This window comes from Pseudomonas sp. (assembly GCF_036404235.1).
GTDB lineage: Bacteria > Pseudomonadota > Gammaproteobacteria > Pseudomonadales > Pseudomonadaceae > Aquipseudomonas.
The window spans coordinates 11851-30220 of the sequence record NZ_DASWOT010000143.1 but is presented as its reverse complement, the minus strand read 5'-3'; the positions used below and the strand labels follow the sequence as shown (position 1 = coordinate 30220).

General features: G+C 58.5%; 17 protein-coding genes. 7 read left to right on the top strand and 10 right to left on the bottom strand.

Annotated elements, in window-relative coordinates; all coding sequences use genetic code 11:
- Window positions 1–340: 340 nt before the first annotated feature.
- Both VGC62_RS17895 and VGC62_RS17890 read right to left on the bottom strand, forming a co-directional pair.
- Window positions 341–1711, bottom strand: a complete 1371-nt coding sequence (locus tag VGC62_RS17895) for a gluconate:H+ symporter (RefSeq protein WP_331188410.1) — start codon at window positions 1709–1711, stop codon at window positions 341–343.
- Window positions 1712–1954: 243 nt separating this feature from the next.
- Entirely contained in the window at window positions 1955–2851 is an 897-nt protein-coding gene (locus VGC62_RS17890) for a LysR family transcriptional regulator (RefSeq protein WP_331188409.1), read from the bottom strand.
- A gap of 129 nt (window positions 2852–2980) precedes the next feature.
- Between VGC62_RS17890 and VGC62_RS17885 the strand changes: the two genes are divergently transcribed.
- From VGC62_RS17885 to VGC62_RS17870, 4 genes are all read left to right on the top strand, one after another.
- A complete protein-coding gene (locus VGC62_RS17885; RefSeq protein WP_331188408.1) occupies window positions 2981–3682 on the top strand; it encodes a CoA transferase subunit A in 702 nt (233 codons plus the stop codon).
- Between the two features lie 95 nt (window positions 3683–3777).
- On the top strand, window positions 3778–4434 hold the full coding sequence (locus tag VGC62_RS17880) for a CoA transferase subunit B (protein WP_331188407.1): 657 nt from the start codon (window positions 3778–3780) through the stop codon (window positions 4432–4434).
- Between the two features lie 208 nt (window positions 4435–4642).
- Window positions 4643–6061 (top strand): short-chain fatty acid transporter, encoded by a 1419-nt coding sequence (locus VGC62_RS17875; RefSeq protein ID WP_331188406.1) that lies wholly within the window; start codon window positions 4643–4645, stop codon window positions 6059–6061.
- Between the two features lie 283 nt (window positions 6062–6344).
- Window positions 6345–7265 carry a DMT family transporter gene (locus tag VGC62_RS17870; protein WP_331188405.1) on the top strand — a complete coding sequence of 307 codons (921 nt, stop codon included), beginning with the start codon at window positions 6345–6347 and terminating at the stop codon, window positions 7263–7265.
- 18 nt (window positions 7266–7283) lie between these two features.
- Here VGC62_RS17870 and VGC62_RS17865 read toward each other — a convergent pair whose 3' ends face one another.
- From VGC62_RS17865 to VGC62_RS17855, 3 genes are all read right to left on the bottom strand, one after another.
- Window positions 7284–7769: a MarR family winged helix-turn-helix transcriptional regulator gene (locus tag VGC62_RS17865; protein WP_331188404.1), complete on the bottom strand. Its 486-nt coding sequence runs from the start codon at window positions 7767–7769 to the stop codon at window positions 7284–7286.
- Between the two features lie 179 nt (window positions 7770–7948).
- On the bottom strand, window positions 7949–8275 hold the full coding sequence (locus VGC62_RS17860; RefSeq protein ID WP_331188403.1) for an antibiotic biosynthesis monooxygenase: 327 nt from the start codon (window positions 8273–8275) through the stop codon (window positions 7949–7951).
- Window positions 8276–8280: 5 nt separating this feature from the next.
- Window positions 8281–8988: a CTP synthase C-terminal region-related (seleno)protein gene (locus VGC62_RS17855; RefSeq protein WP_331188402.1), complete on the bottom strand. Its 708-nt coding sequence runs from the start codon at window positions 8986–8988 to the stop codon at window positions 8281–8283.
- 105 nt (window positions 8989–9093) lie between these two features.
- Here VGC62_RS17855 and VGC62_RS17850 point away from each other — a divergent pair, with 105 nt between their 5' ends.
- The gene (locus VGC62_RS17850) at window positions 9094–9960 is read left to right on the top strand and encodes a LysR family transcriptional regulator (RefSeq protein ID WP_331188401.1); all 867 of its coding nucleotides are present in this window, start codon (window positions 9094–9096) and stop codon (window positions 9958–9960) included.
- Between the two features lie 98 nt (window positions 9961–10058).
- Here VGC62_RS17850 and VGC62_RS17845 read toward each other — a convergent pair whose 3' ends face one another.
- From VGC62_RS17845 to VGC62_RS17830, 4 genes are all read right to left on the bottom strand, one after another.
- A complete protein-coding gene (locus VGC62_RS17845) occupies window positions 10059–10964 on the bottom strand; it encodes an AraC family transcriptional regulator (protein ID WP_331188400.1) in 906 nt (301 codons plus the stop codon).
- Between the two features lie 98 nt (window positions 10965–11062).
- On the bottom strand, window positions 11063–11752 hold the full coding sequence (locus VGC62_RS17840) for a fumarylacetoacetate hydrolase family protein (RefSeq protein ID WP_331188399.1): 690 nt from the start codon (window positions 11750–11752) through the stop codon (window positions 11063–11065).
- Between the two features lie 262 nt (window positions 11753–12014).
- The gene (locus VGC62_RS17835) at window positions 12015–12950 is read right to left on the bottom strand and encodes a 2-hydroxyacid dehydrogenase (RefSeq protein ID WP_331188398.1); all 936 of its coding nucleotides are present in this window, start codon (window positions 12948–12950) and stop codon (window positions 12015–12017) included.
- 133 nt (window positions 12951–13083) lie between these two features.
- A complete protein-coding gene (locus VGC62_RS17830; RefSeq protein WP_331188397.1) occupies window positions 13084–14442 on the bottom strand; it encodes a sensor domain-containing protein in 1359 nt (452 codons plus the stop codon).
- Between the two features lie 314 nt (window positions 14443–14756).
- Between VGC62_RS17830 and VGC62_RS17825 the strand changes: the two genes are divergently transcribed.
- On the top strand, window positions 14757–15884 hold the full coding sequence (locus VGC62_RS17825) for a glycerophosphodiester phosphodiesterase (protein ID WP_331188396.1): 1128 nt from the start codon (window positions 14757–14759) through the stop codon (window positions 15882–15884).
- Between the two features lie 106 nt (window positions 15885–15990).
- On the opposite strand, the gene pyrF is transcribed toward VGC62_RS17825, so the two are convergent.
- Window positions 15991–16689, bottom strand: coding sequence for an orotidine-5'-phosphate decarboxylase (pyrF, locus tag VGC62_RS17820; RefSeq protein ID WP_331188395.1), 699 nt, complete (start codon window positions 16687–16689; stop codon window positions 15991–15993).
- A 275-nt stretch (window positions 16690–16964) separates the two neighbouring features.
- Between pyrF and eat the strand changes: the two genes are divergently transcribed.
- Window positions 16965–18329: an ethanolamine permease gene (gene eat, locus VGC62_RS17815; RefSeq protein WP_331188394.1), complete on the top strand. Its 1365-nt coding sequence runs from the start codon at window positions 16965–16967 to the stop codon at window positions 18327–18329.
- The last annotated feature ends 41 nt before the right edge of the window (window positions 18330–18370 follow it).

Sequence of the window (18370 nt, the reverse complement as noted above, 5' to 3'; positions counted from 1 at the left end):
TGAGCCAAGGCTACGCCCATAGCCTTTTCAGCAGAAATCACCCGTCTTGATAGTCGTTATTGTCGCCAGGAACTTAGACATGAGTATAACGAGCAGTGGCGATGGCCGGATTGAACACCGGCCCTGATAGGCGCTGCCGAAGGCTGCGATCATGATGTGCCCAAACGCTTCGCAGCCTCGTGCCTCGTCAACTCCGTATGCGTTCTGGCCCTGCCCCCATAACGCATTTGCGATGACGGCGTTCTGGCCCTTTTGATACGGCCAGGCTTTTCAGCGAAAAACACCTGCTGAGAGCTTGACCGGGAACAGAGTATCTACAGGGGTTATGCCGTGAGTCGAATCAGATCAACCACTGCCACAACAGCAATGTACCGACCAATCCGACCACCGAAACGATCGTCTGCAGCACCGACCAGACCCAGATCGTCTGCTTGAGCTCAAGCCCGAAGTACTCGCGCACCATCCAGAAACCTGCATCGTTGACGTGACAGAAGAACACCGAACCTGCGCCAATCGCCAAGGCCACCAGCGAGCTTTGGGTCGCCGCCAACCCCGCCATCAATGGCGCAAGAATCCCCGCGGTAGTCGTCGTTGCCACGGTCGCCGAGCCAGTCGCCTGGCGCAGCGCGACCGCAATTAACCAGGCCAAAACGATGTAAGGCATGTGCGCGCCTTCGGCGACCTTGCTGATGGTCTGGCTGACACCTGCATCCAATAGCGTCTGCTTCAAGCCACCGCCAGCGCCGATGGTCAGCAACAACACAGCAATCGGCGCCAGACTTTTACGCAGCGTACCGCCCACGTGTTCGCGGGAAGTGCCGTTGGCCCAGCCCAGGCAAATCACCGCAGCCAGCACTGCGATACCCAGCGCCACCAGCGGTTCACCGAGGAATTTCAGGGTCAACGCGACATGGCTTTCCGGCTCCATGGCGACCTTGGCCAGCGTACTGCCGAGCATCAAAATCACCGGCAGCAGAATAATCAGCAGCGAGATGCCAAAGCCTGGTTGGTGCTTGGCGTCGGGCTTTGCAGAAAATAGCTCGCCCAGCTCGGCGGGCGCTTCAATGTGCAGGCGCTTGGACAACCAGTTGCCATAGAGCGGCCCCGCGAGGATCACGGCCGGGATCGCGATGCATAAACCCAGCAACATGGTCAGCCCCAGATCGGCGTGCAGGGCGCTGACCGCAATCAGCGGTCCCGGATGCGGTGGCATCAGCGCATGCAGAGTGGTCATCCCCGCCAGCGCCGGAATGGCGATTTTCAACAACGGCTGACCGGACTGCCGAGCCATGACAAAGATGATCGGCACCATCATCACCAACCCGACTTCAAAGAACAGCGGCAGGCCGATGACCATCGCCACCAGCGCCATCACCCAGGGCAGTGTCTTGCCTTTGCCAGCCCTGAGCAGCGTCGAGGCAATCCGATCCGCTGCGCCGGATTCGGCCATCACAGCCCCCAGCATCGCGCCCAACGCAATGATGATCCCAGCCTCGCCGAGAATCCCGCCCGCGCCTTTACTGAACGCCTTGGCCACCGCCTCGGCCGGCAGCCCAGCGCCGATGCCGGCGATGAAAGTACCCACCAGAATGGACAAAAACGGCGGCAGCTTGGTCGCACTGATCAGCACGATGATGGTGGCAATAGCAATCAGGCAGCAGATGATCAATTGGGTGTCGTGAAACACCCACGCAGCAGAAGAAGCATCCAAAAAAAGGACTCCTTATCGTTTGGTTTTTATTAACGCGACGCAGAAACAATTTGTATTGATCTGCCAAACGATACCGGATGCGGCATTACGCCGCAGTGAATTTTTTGACAGCGAAGCTCTAAAACAGCTTGTTGGAGCGAGGCCGGGCGGCATTCCGCTTGCCCGCCAATAGGCCGGTGTATTCGATACATTTGCGAACCTGAAATAACCCCTTCGCGGGCAAACCTCGCTCTAACCGAATGCCTACAGGCCCGCAGTTTTTTGTGCGCACTCGATCAGCACGTCGCGCAACGCTTGCGCCGCCGCCGATAGCTTGTGGTCGGCCAAGGTCATCAAACCGATACGCCGTTCAATCCTCGGTCCTTCCAGCGCGATGCACCGCGCGCCCAACTCCTGCATTTGCTGAATGCACAACGACGGTACGGCGCTCACCCCCAACCCATTGGCGACCATTCTGCCCACAGTGGACAATTGATGACTCTCGAACGCCACCGACAGCTTGCCATGCTGGGTCTGCAAGTCTTGTTCGAGCAATAAACGCACCGCAGAGGGGCGTTGCAGCGTAATGAAGTCGTGCTGCAGTAACTCGCCCCACGTCACCAGGCCCTTCTCTGCCAACGGCGAGTCCATCGGCACCACCGCCACAAAGCGGTCCAGGTAAAACGGCGTAAACGACAGCGTGTTGCTGGACTCGGGCTCAAAACCGATACCCAGCTCAACCCGCCGATGGTCTACCATTTCCAGCACCTGTTCGTTGATCACGTCATGCACCGCGACATTGACCCGAGGGTAACGCTCACGAAAGACCTTCAATGCGGCCGGCAACAGATTGCCAGCGAACGAGGGCATCGCCGCCACCGAGACTTTGCCCAGTTGCAACGTGAAGCGCTGCCGCAACAATTCCTCGGTATTGTCCCAGTCGGCGAGCAACTGACGGGCAATCGGCAGCAGGGTTTCGCCTTCCGGGGTCAGGCTGACGTTGCGGGTGGTGCGGGTCAGCAACTGTCCGCCGAGGTCTTCCTCCAGCGCCTTGATGGTCAAGCTCAAGGCCGGTTGCGACAGATGCAGCCGTTCCCCGGCCTGGGCGAAACTCAGGCACTGCGCGACAGCAAGAAAGGCACGGAGCTGCTTGACGTTCATATATTTGTTTTCTTTATTAATCGATGACAAAAACAAAATTAACAAATCACTGAACGCGAGAGAAGATGCAATGAACGCTATCCGACAATCAAATTGTCGGACACAACTACAAAGAAGGCGGGATTTACCATGGCCGGACTCGACAAGCGAGTTGCTACATACGAAGAGGCCCTCGATGGGCTGACCGATAACATGACCGTGCTTTCCGGTGGCTTCGGCCTCTGCGGTATCCCGGAAAACCTGATTGCCGAAATCAAGCGCCGTGGCGTCAAGGGCCTGACTGTCGTGTCCAACAACTGCGGCGTCGATGGCTTCGGCCTGGGCATCCTGCTGGAAGACCATCAGATCCGCAAAATGATTGCCTCCTACGTCGGTGAAAACGCCCTATTCGAGCGCCAATTGCTCAGCGGCGAACTCGAAGTCGAACTCACCCCACAAGGCACCCTGGCCGAAAAACTGCGCGCAGGCGGTGCCGGCATCCCCGCTTTCTATACTGCCACCGGATACGGCACACCCGTCGCCGAAGGCAAAGAGAGCCGCCAGTTCAATGGCCGCAATGTGATTCTGGAAGAGGCTATTACTGGCGACTTCGCCATCGTCAAAGGCTGGAAGGCTGACCACTTCGGCAACGTGATCTACCGCCACACCGCGCAGAACTTCAATCCGGTGGTCGCCACCGCTGGCAAGATCACAGTGGTGGAAGTCGAAGAAATCGTTGAGCCCGGCGTGCTGTTGCCGAGCGAGATCCACACTCCCGGCATTTATGTGGACCGCGTGATCCTGGGCACTTTCGAGAAACGCATCGAGAAACGCACGCTCAAACAAGCGTAAAGATTCGTCGCACTCCAAGCGCTTCCCCCTCGCGCTTTTACCTGGAACGCTCTGGCCGACTCAGCGGCCGAACAGAATAAAAGAGACCCAAGATCATGGCACTCTCCCGCGAACAAATGGCACAGCGCGTTGCGCGCGAACTGCAAGACGGCTTCTACGTGAACCTGGGTATCGGCATTCCGACCTTGGTCGCCAACTACGTGCCGGACAACATCGACGTCATGCTGCAATCGGAAAACGGCCTGCTGGGCATGGGCGAATTCCCAACCGAAGAAACCATCGATGCCGACATGATCAACGCTGGCAAACAAACCGTCACCGCACGCAAGGGCGCGTCGATTTTCGACTCTGCCCAATCCTTCGCCATGATCCGTGGCGGCCATGTTGACCTGACAGTGCTGGGTGCATTCGAAGTCGATGTCGAAGGTAACATCGCCTCGTGGATGATCCCCGGCAAGCTGGTCAAGGGCATGGGTGGGGCGATGGATTTGGTGGCCGGTGCCGACAACATCATCGTCACCATGACTCACGCCTCCAAGGACGGCGAATCCAAGCTGCTGTCGCATTGCAGCCTGCCGCTGACCGGAGCCGGTTGCATCCGTAAGGTGCTGACCGACCTGGCTTACCTGGAGATCGAAAACGGCGCCTTCATCCTGCGTGAAACCGCACCGGGCGTGACCGTTGAAGAAATCATTGCCAAGACTGCCGGCAAATTGATTGTGCCGGACGATGTGATTGAGATGACGTTTTAAAGGACCCTAACCTTCTGTAGGAGCGAACGTGTTCGCGAAGCGTTGTTCCTGACGAACCACGTAAAGACCTCTCGCCAACAAGTTGGCTCCTTGACCGTTCTGTCGTGAAGGGGTTTGTGCATTCAAGGCCGCAGCTTTTTTGCAGCACTGCCAATAAAAAACAGCTATTTCAATAGCACCGACACAATAAATCCAAGAGGTAAATAACGTGGCCGTCGACATCGAAGAAAGCCGCTATGCCCGCTTTGCCCTGCGCTGTGCCAAATGGGCGGAACGCTGGTTCCCTGACTCCTGGGTATTCGCCGCCCTGGCCGTGGTGATCGTGACCCTCGCCACGCTGGTCATCGGCGCCAAACCCGCCGACACCGCCAAGGCCTTCGGCGACGGTTTCTGGAGTCTGATTCCGTTCACCATGCAGATGGCCTTCGTGGTCATCGGCGGTTACGTGGTCGCCAGCTCGCCACCCGCGGTCAAGTTGATCGACCGCTTGGCACGCATCCCGAAAAACGGTCGCTCAGCCGTAGCCTGGGTAGCGCTGATCTCGATGGTTGCGTCGCTGCTTAACTGGGGCTTATCGCTGGTATTCGGCGGTTTGCTGGTTCGCGCCCTCGCCCGCCGTACTGACCTGAAAATGGACTATCGCGCCGCCGGTGCCGCAGCCTATCTGGGCCTGGGCGCAGTGTGGGCCTTGGGCCTGTCATCGTCGGCTGCGCAATTGCAGGCCAACCCGGCCAGCCTGCCGCCGTCGATCCTTGCCATCACCGGCATGATTCCCTTCACCCAGACCATCTTTCTCTGGCAGTCCGGCGTCATGCTCCTGGCGTTGGTGGTTGTTTCGATCATCGTCGCCTACGCGACAGCCCCCGGACCCAACAGCGCCAGGGACGCTAAGGAATGCGGGATCGATCCTGCGTTCAGCTTGCCGCCCTTGCCACCGCGCACGCGTCCTGGCGAATGGCTGGAATACAGCCCGCTGTTGATTATCCTGATGGTGATCCTGGCGTCTGGCTGGTTGTTCAACGAGTTCTCGACCAAACCGGCGATCACTGCGATTTCCGGCCTCAACACTTACAACTTCCTGTTCATCATGGTCGGCGCGCTGCTGCACTGGCGGCCGCGCAGCTTCCTCGATGCGGTGGCGCGTGCAGTGCCGACCACCACCGGCGTGCTGATCCAGTTCCCGCTGTATGGTTCCATTGCAGCTTTGTTGACCACTGTCAAAGGCGGCGATGCTCAAACTGTCGCGCATCATATCTCGACGTTCTTCACCAGCATCGCCTCGCACGATACCTACGCGCTGCTGATGGGCGTGTACTCGGCGATCCTGGGCTTCTTCATTCCGTCGGGTGGCGGCAAATGGATCATCGAAGCGCCGTACGTGATGCAAGTTGCCAATGACCTGAAATACCACCTGGGCTGGGCGGTGCAGATCTACAATGCCGCTGAAGCGTTGCCAAACCTGATCAACCCGTTCTACATGCTGCCGTTGCTCGGTGTACTGGGCCTCAAGGCTCGGGATCTGATCGGCTTCTCGTTCGTGCAACTGCTGGTGCATACGCCACTGGTGCTGTTTTTGCTGTGGGCGCTGGGTACCACGCTGGCGTACATTGCGCCGGTCATGCCTTAGCGGTTGATCCTGACCAAGGAGCTGCAGAAGGTTGCGATGCCTTCGGCAGTTCCTGCACCGCGTTTTATTTCAGCCCCGTGCCTTCGGACATCGGATCGAATGCTTGGGCTACACCCCATAATCGCCCTTCGACAGCAGCAACACGAAGCCACGCCTCCAGCAGGGAAACGCTTTACTGCACAGCTTTCTATTCCAAGACGTAAGGATGACGATTTGTAGCCGACCAGCCATGTAGGCACAATCGCTTTCCCTCAAGCTTTCCAACTGCAGGTTGAACCCCCCCATGAAAAACATCGCCTACTTCGCCTTCGCTCTCCTAGGGCTGATTTGGGGCACCAACTTCATGTTCATGAAGTGGGCGGTGGAATGGATTTCTCCGGCACAGATCGTGCTGTTACGCGTCATTTTCGGCTTCCTGCCGATTCTGATTTATGCGCTGATTCGTCGCTCGTTGAGTTGGAGCCATTTGCGCCACGCCCATCATTTTCTGGTCATGGCGCTGCTCGCGACAGTGGTTTATTACTACCTCTACGCTCAAGGCACGTCGCTATTGCTGTCGAGTGTCGCCGGTCTGTTGAGTGGTGCTATTCCGCTTTTCACATTCGTCTGCGCGTTTTTGTTTCTGCGTGAAGAAAAACTCAACGCGCGCATGACCAGTGGCGTACTGCTGGGCTTCATTGGTGTGCTATTGATCGCACGCCCCTGGGCCAGCGGTGATGCTGCGATCTCGGTACAGGGTGTGATGTACATGGTGCTGGGTTCGCTGAGCGTTGGCTGTTCGTTCGTTTATGCCAAGCGCTTTTTGACGGGTCTGAACATCTCTGCGGTGGCGCTGTGTACCTATCAAATCGGTTCGGCACTGGTGGTCATCGCCGTGGTCAGTGACTGGAGCGGCATCGAACGCATTACTCAAAGCCCGAAAGCCATGCTCGGCGTTTCGCTCGGGCTGGGTGTATCGGGCACCGGTATCGCCTACATCCTCTACTACTTTATCGTTGAACGATTGGGCGCCGTAGTAGCAGCCTCGGCCACCTACATCCCGCCGGTGATCGCATTGTTGATCGGCATTTTTGTCGCTGGCGAGCCGGTGCATGCAATGGATCTGCTGGCGATTGTCGCGATTTTTGGCGGGGTTTATCTGTTGCAGATGGGGCGCCGGGCTGTGCAGAAAGTGCCGTTGAAGGTTGCGGTTGTTGCAGAATGACCCACTGGAGCCCTTGAGTTAATCCTTGCCACCTTCGTATTCGCCCGCCGTCACCGCCGCCAAAAACTCGCGCAGCTGCTGAGATTGCTCAACACCATATCCGTTCTCGAAACTGGCCTGGGCCTGCTCCCAGAGTGGCTGCGACTCTAACAATTTGTTCATCCCGGCCTGGGTCAAGGTCACCAGACGGCTGCGCTTGTCGAGCGGATCAACCGTTACCGTGAGCAGCCCTTCACGCTCCAACGGCTTGAGGTTCTGCGCCAGCGCAGAGCGATCGATCACCAATAAAGCCGCAAGCTCGGACATGCCAGGTGCCTGGCTGCGGGCGATTTGCATCAGGATCGAACGCTGGGTCGAGCGCAGCCCACTGGGTGCCAACGCGGCGTCGTACAGCAGCGTGATGCGACGAGTGGCCTTGCGCAAGTACGTTGCATGGCACATGACCTGTGGGGAAATGTGCAGCCCTTCCGGCACCTGCACGTGGTCGCGTTGCTTGTTCTTCATCAATTGCTCTCCGGCACATCCATCAATCCGTGGCACTTCCAGGCTGTCTGTGGCGTTACCGCGTTGCCCAATGCAGGCATACCCTGTAAATCGAAATAGGACCCTATACCCATAACTCAGTTTTCGCATCGACGCGGCCCGATTGCCACGCCATATCAAGGCAAAAGCGCGGGTGCGCCTCAGGTCGAATAACTGTAGCTGCGCTCGACCCTGGCCACGCGAGTGGTGCAACCCTGATACCAGGTCGAGCGTCCCCGCTCGCGAATCGCCCGATGCTCGGGGTGCTGCTTCCAGGCCAGAATCGCTTCCGGGCCTGACCAATACGACACGGTGATGCCCAAACCATCGTCGCCTCGTGCCGACTCCACGCCGAGAAACCCCGATTGCTCGCGAACCAGTTCGAGCATCCGTTGTGCGGCCTGGTCATAACCTTCAGCATCTTCAGGTGTTCGGATAGAGGTAAAGATCACGGCGTAATACGGCACGGGGAAGGCGTCGGTAATCATCACATTCAGCCTTCTCTTGCCACACACGCCTGCACGAACGCCTTGACCAGCGGCGGCGTCTGACCTTCCAGCGCAGCCCTTTCCGGCTGAAACAACGTAGCAACGAAAAACGGATGATCCTGTAGTTCAATCGCACGGATTTCATCCTCATGATCGTAGCCGGACACCTTCATGGCTCCGCCAAACATCGCCTCCTCCAGTTCCCTGCGCAAACCATAACGGCAGCGATAACGTTCTTGGGTATCAAGGGCGCCGTAAGCATCGCAAATCCGCGAACCGGGCAACAGGCGAATGGGTGCAAATGCTTCAACCAGCGAGCAGCTCAGTGGCGTGATGATCGCTCGATGAGAATCCGGTGCAGTCTCGGCATGCTCAGCATCGGCCCATCCCAGGTGGTTACGGGCGTACTCCAGCAGTGCATGCTGGAACCCCCCGCAAGTACCGAGGAACGGAACGTGTTGCTCACGGGCAAACCGGATGGCAGTCAACGCACCATCCATGTCGCGATAGGGGCTAGCGGGAACGCACCAAATACCGTCAAACGCGCGAAGATCGTTGCCATCGCCGACCTGTGCAGTCGGCAACCACTGGAAATCCAGATCGATACCCAGCTCATGCTTTACCCGCTCAAGGGCCACAGGGATGGCCTGATGTGCGGGCACGTCCTGGTCGTAATCCCCAACCAATGCAATACGAATAACCTGCTGCTTCATCACTGCCTCCTTGATGTTAAAACGCTTTGCCGTTTGCCTGGGCAGGACTATAAACTTGCCGCCACGCAATCAAAATTGGCGTTTTAGCAATTGATCAATGCAGCCATGCACTATCGAATCAACCATAACGACCTTGCGCTGATCCTCTCGTTGGTGCGCGGCAAAACTCTGGCGCGGGCGGCGGAGCTGCTCAAGGTTGACGTGTCCACCGTGTTTCGATCGGTACGCCGACTGGAGAAGTCAGTGGGCACGGCGCTGTTTGACAAGAGCCGTGCCGGGTATCAACCGACCAGCGCCGCGCTGGTTTTGGCACAACAAGCCGAAAGCGCCGAACAGGCGTTGGAACTGGCGCAAATCAGCCTCGAACAGGGCCAACAAATCGTCAGCGGCACCGTACGATTGACATGCACTGAAGCCGTGCTGCAAAGCCTCTTGCTACCAGCGCTGACCCGCTTCATGCCGGGCTACTCGGGCCTCAAGCTGGAATTGAACACCTCCAGCACCTTCGCCAACCTCAGCCGCCGCGACGCCGACATTGCCTTGCGCCTGACCAATACGCCGCCCGAGCACCTAGTCGGCAATCGATTAGGCACAGTCTCGTATCACGTCTGCGCCAGCAGCGATTATTTGCGTCGCACCGAGCACCTGGGTTTACAAACCATGGACTGGATCGCACCCGACGACTTCCTCCCGGATCATCCAACCGTCACGTGGCGACGCCAACAATGGCCTGGGGTGAAGCTGGCCTATCGGTGCAGCTCGATGCTGACAGTGGCGCAGATGGTGCGAGCCGGTATGGGGACCGCAGCATTACCGGATTTTCTACTGCTCGACAGTGACGTTCAGCGAATGGGCGAGCCGCTGACAGGTTACGACACTGCGCTGTGGCTGCTAACGCGGCCCGATTGCCGGGCGTTGCGGTCGGTGTCAGCGTTGTTCAACGAATTGACCCAGGCGATCAAACTAGGCTGAGTCAGGTGGGCTTGGGATCTGCTTGCAAGGGTTCTGTCGTTCGACCCAACGCAATCGCGGGCAAGACCGGGCGTCCCTCAAGCGCCTGCGCTTGAGCCTCAAACCCCACGCTGCTCTCGTCGAAACTGCCCTGGCGGCAAACCGTGGACCTTGCGAAAGCGCCTCGAAAAATACGCCTCATCGGCAAATCCGCAGATCTGTGCAACATGGCTCAGGGGTTTGTCGCTGTTCATCAAGTGCGTACGCGCCAGGCGCATGCGCCGCTCCAGCACCAGTTCAGAGAACGTACTGCCGGTTTCCTTGCGCAACAGGTGGGTCAGGTAATTGGGCGAGAGAAACGCCGCAGCGGCCGCATCGGTCAAGGTCATGGCCGGATCGGCGATGTGCTCGCGGATGTACTCCATCACCCGCCCCATGGCATCGCGCCGCCCTCGGCGCTCGGCCTTGCTCGCCGCCAACGCCCGCAATTGCCCCTCAAACAGGTTGCAAACCTTGCCAATCAACTGCAGCAGGTAACCGCGCAGCATTGACCCTGAGCCCAACTGCCGAGCCTGATCCACTTCGCGCATCTGCATCAGCAGCGTGTGTACCTCAGCGAAATCCCCATCGCCGAGGATGAAGTCCAAGTGTTCCTGAAAGCGAAACGGCGCCAGTTCTGGCGCATCCAGGATGGAAATGTCTTCCAGATCCATAGGGTCGCACTGCAAATGCTGCAGGAAGAATTCCTGGGAGAAGTTGATTAATACAAAATTGCCGTCATCCGGGTGCGCAATGACATGCAGCCGATGGGGCAGGATGAACGCCAGGGTATTACGCGGAAACGGTCGGATCGCGCCGCCGATATGCTGCACGGTGTCGCCGCCGAGGTTGATCTGGATCTGAAAGTATTCATGACGATGGGGCGAGGTCAGGGCCGGGCGTGCTGACTTGTCACGGATGTAAAAATCCATGCGGTCGCTGCGTTGCTGCATGCCATACGTGGGCACTTGAGAGAGATTCGCCATCGCTGAAAACACCTGATATCGCCGGGCCTGACCGCCGCATGTTAGGGCAACGGCGGCAGTCAGACCAAGCGATTCATGTCTCAGGCGGCGCCTGGCGATCAGCCGATGGTGACGGTCAGTTCGGCAATGCCCTCAACGCCGGCAGTGACCACATCGCCCTTTTGCAGCACACCGACACCGGCTGGCGTGCCGGTGTAGATCAAATCACCGGCTTTGATACCCACCGATTGCGACAGGTAAGCGATGACATCCTTGACTGGCCAGATCTGATCGGACAGATCGCCCCGTTGGCGGCTTTCGCCATTCACGTCCAGCCAGATCGAGCCCTTCTGCGGGTGACCGATCTTGCTCACTGGCAGCAATGGCGTCGCGGGTGCTGACGCATCGAACGCCTTGGCCCACTCCCAGGGACGGCCCATTTTCTTGGCCTGGGCTTGCAGGTCGCGACGGGTCAGGTCGAGGCCAACGCCATAACCCCAAACGTGGCTCAGGGCATCCTCAGGACTGATATCAACGCCATCCTTGCCAATGGCCACCACCAATTCGATCTCGTGGTGCAGGTCCTGGGTCAGCGGCGGATAGGCAATGTGGCCTTCGGCCGGGACCACGGCGTCCGCAGGCTTCATGAAGAAGAACGGGGGCTCGCGATCAGGGTCGTGCCCCATTTCCCGAGCGTGCTCGGAATAGTTGCGACCAACGCAGAACACGCGACGGATTGGGAAACGGCTGGACGTGCCTTCGACAGCCAGCGATGGGGTGGCGACGGGCGCGATGACAAACTCACTCATGGTCTCTCCTCAAGTGAAGGGTGATCGGGATGACACCAGTGTGTGCGGTTTCTGAAACAGCGGGTTGGACAGAACCCACAGGGTTATGGACGAAACAACGCAGGTAATGGCTCTGTTGGCGAGGCATGCCCGCGCAGAGCAGAGGCCAGCGCAGACAGGAAAATTCGCGGGCAAACCTCCCGCAAAGTGATCCTGTTTGCGGGGCCACGGCATGGCGCGCTGGACGATGGGGCGATCTCCACGCAGCCGGTACAGATCAGACTCAACTGTGTACCGGTGTCAGCACGGGCTTGCCGGCAAAGAACGCCAGCAGGTTGTCCGCCACCAATTGCACCGTCGCTTGCGACGCTTGCGGCGATAGGCCTGCGACATGTGGCGTCAGCACGACATTGCTCAGCATCTTCAGCGCATCCGGCACCTGCGGTTCGTCATCGAACACATCCAATGCAGCACCGGCAATACGGTCGTGCCGCAATGCGTCGATCAAATCGTCAGTGGCGATCACACTGGCGCGGGCAATGTTGACGATGAACCCCTCAGGCCCCAGCGCCTTGAGCGCAGCCTTGTCGATCAGATGCCGAGTAACTGCGCCGCCTGGGGTGGCGACAATCAGAAAATCCGATACCTCAGCTAACGCCAGCGGCGTCGCACAATACTGAAAATCCACGTCGGTGCGCGGTGTGCGGCTGTGATAACAGACCTGCATGTCAAAACCCTGCGCCCGCTTGGCAATCGCCATGCCTACCGCGCCCAGCCCAAGAATACCAATGCGCTTGTTAGCCAACGCAGGCCGGGTGACCTTGCGCCATTCGCTGCGGCGCACGGAGGCATCGGCCAGCGTAATGTCTCGCACCATGGACAATAAAAGGGCCATTGCATGGTCGGCCACCGTTGGTGCGTTCACCCCGGCACCATTGGTCACCGTGATGCCGCGCGCTTGGGCCGCAGGCAAATCCACCCGCTCGTAACCGGCACCAAGCACACAAATGATCTGCAACTTGGGCAACGCATCCATTTCCTCGGCAAAGAAACCCAGCGGGCCGCGGGTCAATACGGCGGTGATCTCATCGCCGCGTGTCGCCACTGCCTCAGCTCGGGTCGCCGGGGTCGGCGCCAGAATCAGGCGAAATCCGTTGTTCTCAAGGATCGGCAAATATTCATTCACGCTCTCAACCAACACCAAAACAGTCGCTGACATCGCCTCGCTCCGAAAAAAAATCGATGCCGCAGACAGTAACGCGAGTTAGCGCGGTTGGGCAGACCTGACAATAATTTTAAAATTCGCGGCGTCGGCGCAAGGCAATAGCCCCCCCTGCACGATAGGGACGCCTTCATCCTTCAAATCGATTGCCCCCGCCCTTCTTCGCGCGGTACATCGCTTCGTCCGCATGGCGGAACAGTTGCGTCAGGTCCTTGGCGTCTTGGGGGTAGTTGGCGATGCCAATGCTCGGCAGCATCTGCCAGTCAGCGCCCTTGAGCACCATCGGGACGTTGAGCATGTTGAGGATTTTCTTAGCGACTTTCACTGAGTCGTCCACATCGTTGACCCGATCCAGCAGCACCACGAATTCGTCACCCCCGATGCGCGCCACGGTATCGGTTTCACGCACGCATTGTTTCAGGCGATGGGCGACCTCCTGGAGCAGCAAATCACCCGCAGCGTGACCGAGGGTATCGTTGACCAGCTTGAATTTGTCCAGATCCAGATACAGCAACGACAAAAGCCCTTCGCCATCACGCGCACGGTCGAGTGAAGCCTGCAAACGCCCTTGCAACAGCATACGGTTGGGGAGTTGGGTCAATTGATCGTATTGCGCCATGCTTTTCAGTTTGTCGTGCAATTGCTTACGTTCGATGGCTGCGGCGATCTGTAGGGAGACGAACTGCAGCAGCACTTTATCCTCCTCGGTGTAATGCGCACTGCCCGCATGACTCTTGACCAGCAGCGCGCCAATCACCCCATTGCGGGTATTGAGCGGCGTTGCCAGCCAGGACAGAGTCTCTTTGTCCAGCAGACGGTTCAGGTGGTCGGGAACCGAGTTCGCACTTGCATGACGCTCCACACCCGGCACCAGCAGCAAGGAATGACCCAAGCCTATGACTTCGCTGGCCAGCGCCTGGACGATTGGCGGCTGACACAGTGGGTCCAGTGCATCGACGTAATACGGAAAATTCAGCAGCCCGCTGTATTTGTCCCGCAGCGCCACCGAGAAACTCTGCACAGCCAGCAGGTCGCCAATGATGCCGTGAATGTCCCGGAACAACGCCTGCAGGTCATCGGCCACATGAGCGGCTTCGGATATGTTGAACAATGCGGTGCGCATCGACTCCGCGCGTTTTCGCTCGGTGATGTCCCGGGCGACAGCGATACGCAGACTGTCCACTGCTGACCAGCGCGCCGACCACATGATGTGGACGATGCGCCCATCCTTGCGCACGTAGCGATTCTCAAAACCGAGATGGGGGTTGCCGGCCATGATGTCCGCAGCGGCTTCAAGCGTGCGTGCCTGGTCATCGGGATGCACCAGTTCGATCATTTTCTTGCCGATCAGCTCGTGGGGCATGTAACCGAAGATGCGTTCCGAGGCCGCGCTGACGAACACATAGCGGCCCTCGGCGTCCACCACACAGATCGCGTCGAGCAACATATCGACAAAGCCCACCAATGCGGCGTAAGTATTTGTTTCCATAGGACAAAACCAACTGAGAAATGAAACGGTCACACACTCGACAACATGTCTTCATACAGGGCGGTGAAACTACCAGCAGTGAGCCTAGTCATACCCACCCTCACGCTGCTGGAGCATAGCGCCGAACCTGAGCTTTAGGGCGAGCTTAGCGATTGGCTGGCACATTCTCTGCGAAGGGTTTTCGCTGATAGCGACAATCAGCTTGTGCGCAGGTGACATAACGACAATGCTTTGGCCAATCCTCAGGAATCTCCACCCGACCCAGATTATGCGCCGCTAAGCATCAATCACCCACGATAAGGAACATCAAAACCATGTTGAAAGGAATTTCCAGAACCTTAGGCTCCGCCGCGCTGGCCGGTGTCCTGTTGCTGTCGGAAGTCGCGTCGGCGGCCGATGAACCGGGTAACGCTATTGCGCAGAAGATCGGTCTGCCGTGGCCTGCAGTCATCGCCCACCGGGGCGCGTCGTACGATGCACCGGAAGAAACTGTTGCGTCCTACACCCTGGCGCGGGAACTGGGCGCCGACTACCTGGAAATGGACATCCAGCGCACCAAGGATGGCGTGTTGATCGCCCTGCACGACGACACGCTGGAGCGCACCACCAACGTTGCCGAGGTCTATCCGAACCGCGCCAGGCAACCACTGAGCAGTTTCACGCTCGAAGAGATCAAGCGCCTGGACGCTGGCTCCTGGTTCAACAAGGCATATCCGGATCGGGCGCGCCCCAGTTATGCAGGGCTGAAAATTTTGACGCTCGATGAGGTGATCGACATCGCCGAGGGCGGCAAAAACAAGCCAGGGCTGTACATCGAAACCAAGGTCCCAGCGCAGTTCCCCGGCATCGAAGCGGACCTGCGCAAGCAACTGCAACAACGTGGCTGGCTGAGTCAGCGCCCTGCGGCGCAAAAAGGCTACGTCAACACTGCTCACATGCCAGGTCGCGTAGTGCTGCAAACCTTCGAGAAACAAAGCCTTGAGCTGTTGCACAAAAGCATGCCGAATGTGCCGAAAGTCCTGCTGTTGTGGCTCGGCGAGGGCTCCATTCAAGCCAGCACCGACGCAACGTTCAAGACATCCGGCGCCAAAGACAAGGCGACGTTCTATGCCAGCCAACAGGTGAAATCCAAAGCGGAGTTTGAAGCCTGGATGGATTGGGCCAAAGCGCACGGCGCTGTCGGCACCGGCCCTGCCTCGGCACTGAAGAATGGTGGCGATCAGAGCTACATGGACCTGGTGCAGCCATGGATGAACAAGATGGCCCACGACCGTGCAATGGTGGTGCATCCGTACACGGTCGACGATGCAGTGGATTTCAAGGAAATCAGCAGCCATGGCGTCGATGGGTTCTTTACCAACCGCACTTCAGAGTTGCTGAAGTTCTATGGCCGTGCCTCTAAGGAGAGCATCGATTCGATTTTGAAGCGAAATGGTTTCTGAAATCCCACAGCCTGATCAGGAGCGAATTTGTTCGCGAAGCGGCGGCCTGCCTGACACACCGATGTCTCGCCAACACGTTGGCGCCTACAGATATCACCGATATGCCTTATGCCAACTCAGCCACCACAGCCGCCAACGCTTTCGCCGGATCGGCTGCCTGGCTGATCGGGCGGCCGATGACCAGATAGTCGGAACCTGCATCCAGCGCCTGACGTGGCGTCAGAATGCGACGCTGGTCATCTACGGCGCTGCCCGCAGGACGAATCCCCGGCGTTACCAGCTGCAAGGTTGGGTGCGCGCTCTTCAACGCATGGGCCTCGAGCGCCGAACACACCAGCCCGTCCATGCCGGCTTTTTCGGCCAGGGCCGCCAGGCGTAGCACTTGCTCCTGTGGCTCGATGTCCAGACCGATAGCGGCCAGATCCTCGCGTTCCATGCTAGTCAGCACGGTCACGCCGATCAGCAACGGCTTGGGCCCGCTGCGCTGATCCAGCACCTCACGGCAGGCTGCCATCATGCGCAAGCCACCGGAACAATGCACGTTGACCATCCACACGCCCATCTGCGCAGCGGCCTTGACCGCCATCGCCGTGGTGTTGGGAATGTCGTGGAATTTCAGGTCCAGGAATACTTCGAACCCTTTGCTGTTCAACGTCTCGACGATGTCGGATGCGCAACTGGTGAACAGTTCCTTGCCCACTTTGACCCGGCACAACTTGGGGTCCAGCTGATCGGCCAGGTTCAACGCGGCTTCACGGGTAGGAAAATCCAGGGCGACGATGATGGGGGTCTGGCAGACGGACATGAGCGGGTTCTCTGGCAAGTCGAAATCGGCGCGCATTGTAGCTGAACATGGTGTGGCGCGGGGTCCTCTGATCGTTAAAAGCTAACCTTGTATCGTTCGTACCGTTTGCACTACACCTGCGCATCCGCCGCACCAATCACGCACGTCTATGCTTACATCCAGTAACGAACGTTCTGCAAACGACGTGTTTTCAGACATAACGACGTACCCGCCAAACACTGGCATGGGCACTGCAACAGGATGCTCGATGATCCAATGAATCCAGGGAGAGACGCATGAATACGCAGCTAAAGCCCACGCTGGGCACGCTACATTTGTGGGGAATTGCCGTCGGACTGGTTATTTCAGGCGAGTATTTCGGCTGGAGCTATGGCTGGGGCGTTGCCGGAACGATGGGCTTTCTAGTGACCTCGTTAATGGTCGCGGCAATGTACACCTGCTTCATTTTCAGTTTTACCGAATTGACCACCGCCATCCCACACGCAGGCGGCCCCTTCGCTTACAGCCGTCGAGCCTTTGGTGAAAAAGGCGGATTGATCGCCGGGCTGGCGACGCTGATCGAATTCGTGTTCGCGCCGCCGGCCATCGCACTGGCAATCGGCGCCTACCTCAACGTTCAGTTTCCGGGCCTGGACCCCAAACACGCAGCCGTGGGCGCGTACATCGTGTTCATGACGCTAAACATTCTAGGGGTAAAGCTGGCCGCCACCTTTGAACTGGTGGTTTGTGTGCTCGCCGTGCTGGAACTGCTGGTATTCATGGGTGTGGTGGCCCCGGCCTTCAGCTTCAGCAATTTCGCCCTCAACGGTTGGGCGGGTTCGGACAGCTTCAGCGCACCGGCGATTGCCGGGATGTTCGCGGCCATCCCCTTTGCGATCTGGTTCTTTTTGGCCATTGAAGGCGCCGCAATGGCCGCCGAAGAAGCCAAAGACCCCAAGCGCACCATTCCGAAGGCCTATATCAGCGGCATCATCACCCTGGTGCTGCTGGCGATGGGCGTGATGTTCTTTGCCGGTGGCGTGGGCGACTGGCGCACCCTTTCAAACATCAACGATCCGTTGCCACAAGCCATGAAAACCGTGGTCGGCGAAAACTCCGGCTGGTTGCACATGTTGGTCTGGATTGGCCTGTTCGGTCTGGTCGCCAGCTTCCACGGCATTATCCTTGGCTATTCGCGCCAGTTCTTCGCCCTCGCTCGCGCGGGTTACTTGCCGGCCTCGCTGGCCAAGCTTTCACGCTTCCAAACCCCGCATCGCGCGATCATCGCTGGCGGTGTAATCGGTATCGCGGCGATCTACAGCGATGGCTTGATCAACCTGAGCGGCATGACACTGACCGCCGCAATGATCACCATGGCGGTATTCGGCGCCATCGTCATGTACATCATGAGCATGCTCAGCCTGTTCAAGCTGCGTAAAACCGAGCCGCTGCTGGAGCGGACCTTCCGCGCACCGGGCTACCCTATCGTGCCGGGCATTGCGCTGGTGTTGGCGGTGGTTTGCCTGATCGCCATGGCGTGGTTCAACGCGTTGATCGGTCTGATCTTCCTGGCGTTCATGGCAGTGGGCTTCCTTTACTTCTTCCTCACGGGCCACTCCCGCGCCGCCGCACCGGCCGACGCGATGCTCACCGGCCTGTAACGACCAAAAAAACCTGAGGTCTGTTGCCGTTTCGTCGTGAG

Bases quoted from the DNA above. Each gene is read 5' to 3' on its own strand.
- VGC62_RS17870 (WP_331188405.1), top strand. From the start codon at position 6,345: ATGAAAAACATCGCCTACTTCGCCTTCGCTCTCCTAGGGCTGATTTGG.
- VGC62_RS17865 (WP_331188404.1), bottom strand. From the start codon at position 7,769: ATGAAGAACAAGCAACGCGACCACGTGCAGGTGCCGGAAGGGCTGCAC.
- VGC62_RS17830 (WP_331188397.1), bottom strand. From the start codon at position 14,442: ATGGAAACAAATACTTACGCCGCATTGGTGGGCTTTGTCGATATGTTG.
- VGC62_RS17890 (WP_331188409.1), bottom strand. From the start codon at position 2,851: ATGAACGTCAAGCAGCTCCGTGCCTTTCTTGCTGTCGCGCAGTGCCTG.
- VGC62_RS17825 (WP_331188396.1), top strand. From the start codon at position 14,757: ATGTTGAAAGGAATTTCCAGAACCTTAGGCTCCGCCGCGCTGGCCGGT.
- VGC62_RS17840 (WP_331188399.1), bottom strand. From the start codon at position 11,752: ATGAGTGAGTTTGTCATCGCGCCCGTCGCCACCCCATCGCTGGCTGTC.
- VGC62_RS17855 (WP_331188402.1), bottom strand. From the start codon at position 8,988: ATGAAGCAGCAGGTTATTCGTATTGCATTGGTTGGGGATTACGACCAG.
- VGC62_RS17850 (WP_331188401.1), top strand. From the start codon at position 9,094: ATGCACTATCGAATCAACCATAACGACCTTGCGCTGATCCTCTCGTTG.
- eat (WP_331188394.1), top strand. From the start codon at position 16,965: ATGAATACGCAGCTAAAGCCCACGCTGGGCACGCTACATTTGTGGGGA.
- pyrF (WP_331188395.1), bottom strand. From the start codon at position 16,689: ATGTCCGTCTGCCAGACCCCCATCATCGTCGCCCTGGATTTTCCTACC.
- VGC62_RS17880 (WP_331188407.1), top strand. From the start codon at position 3,778: ATGGCACTCTCCCGCGAACAAATGGCACAGCGCGTTGCGCGCGAACTG.
- VGC62_RS17835 (WP_331188398.1), bottom strand. From the start codon at position 12,950: ATGTCAGCGACTGTTTTGGTGTTGGTTGAGAGCGTGAATGAATATTTG.
- VGC62_RS17885 (WP_331188408.1), top strand. From the start codon at position 2,981: ATGGCCGGACTCGACAAGCGAGTTGCTACATACGAAGAGGCCCTCGAT.
- VGC62_RS17860 (WP_331188403.1), bottom strand. From the start codon at position 8,275: ATGATTACCGACGCCTTCCCCGTGCCGTATTACGCCGTGATCTTTACC.
- VGC62_RS17845 (WP_331188400.1), bottom strand. From the start codon at position 10,964: ATGGCGAATCTCTCTCAAGTGCCCACGTATGGCATGCAGCAACGCAGC.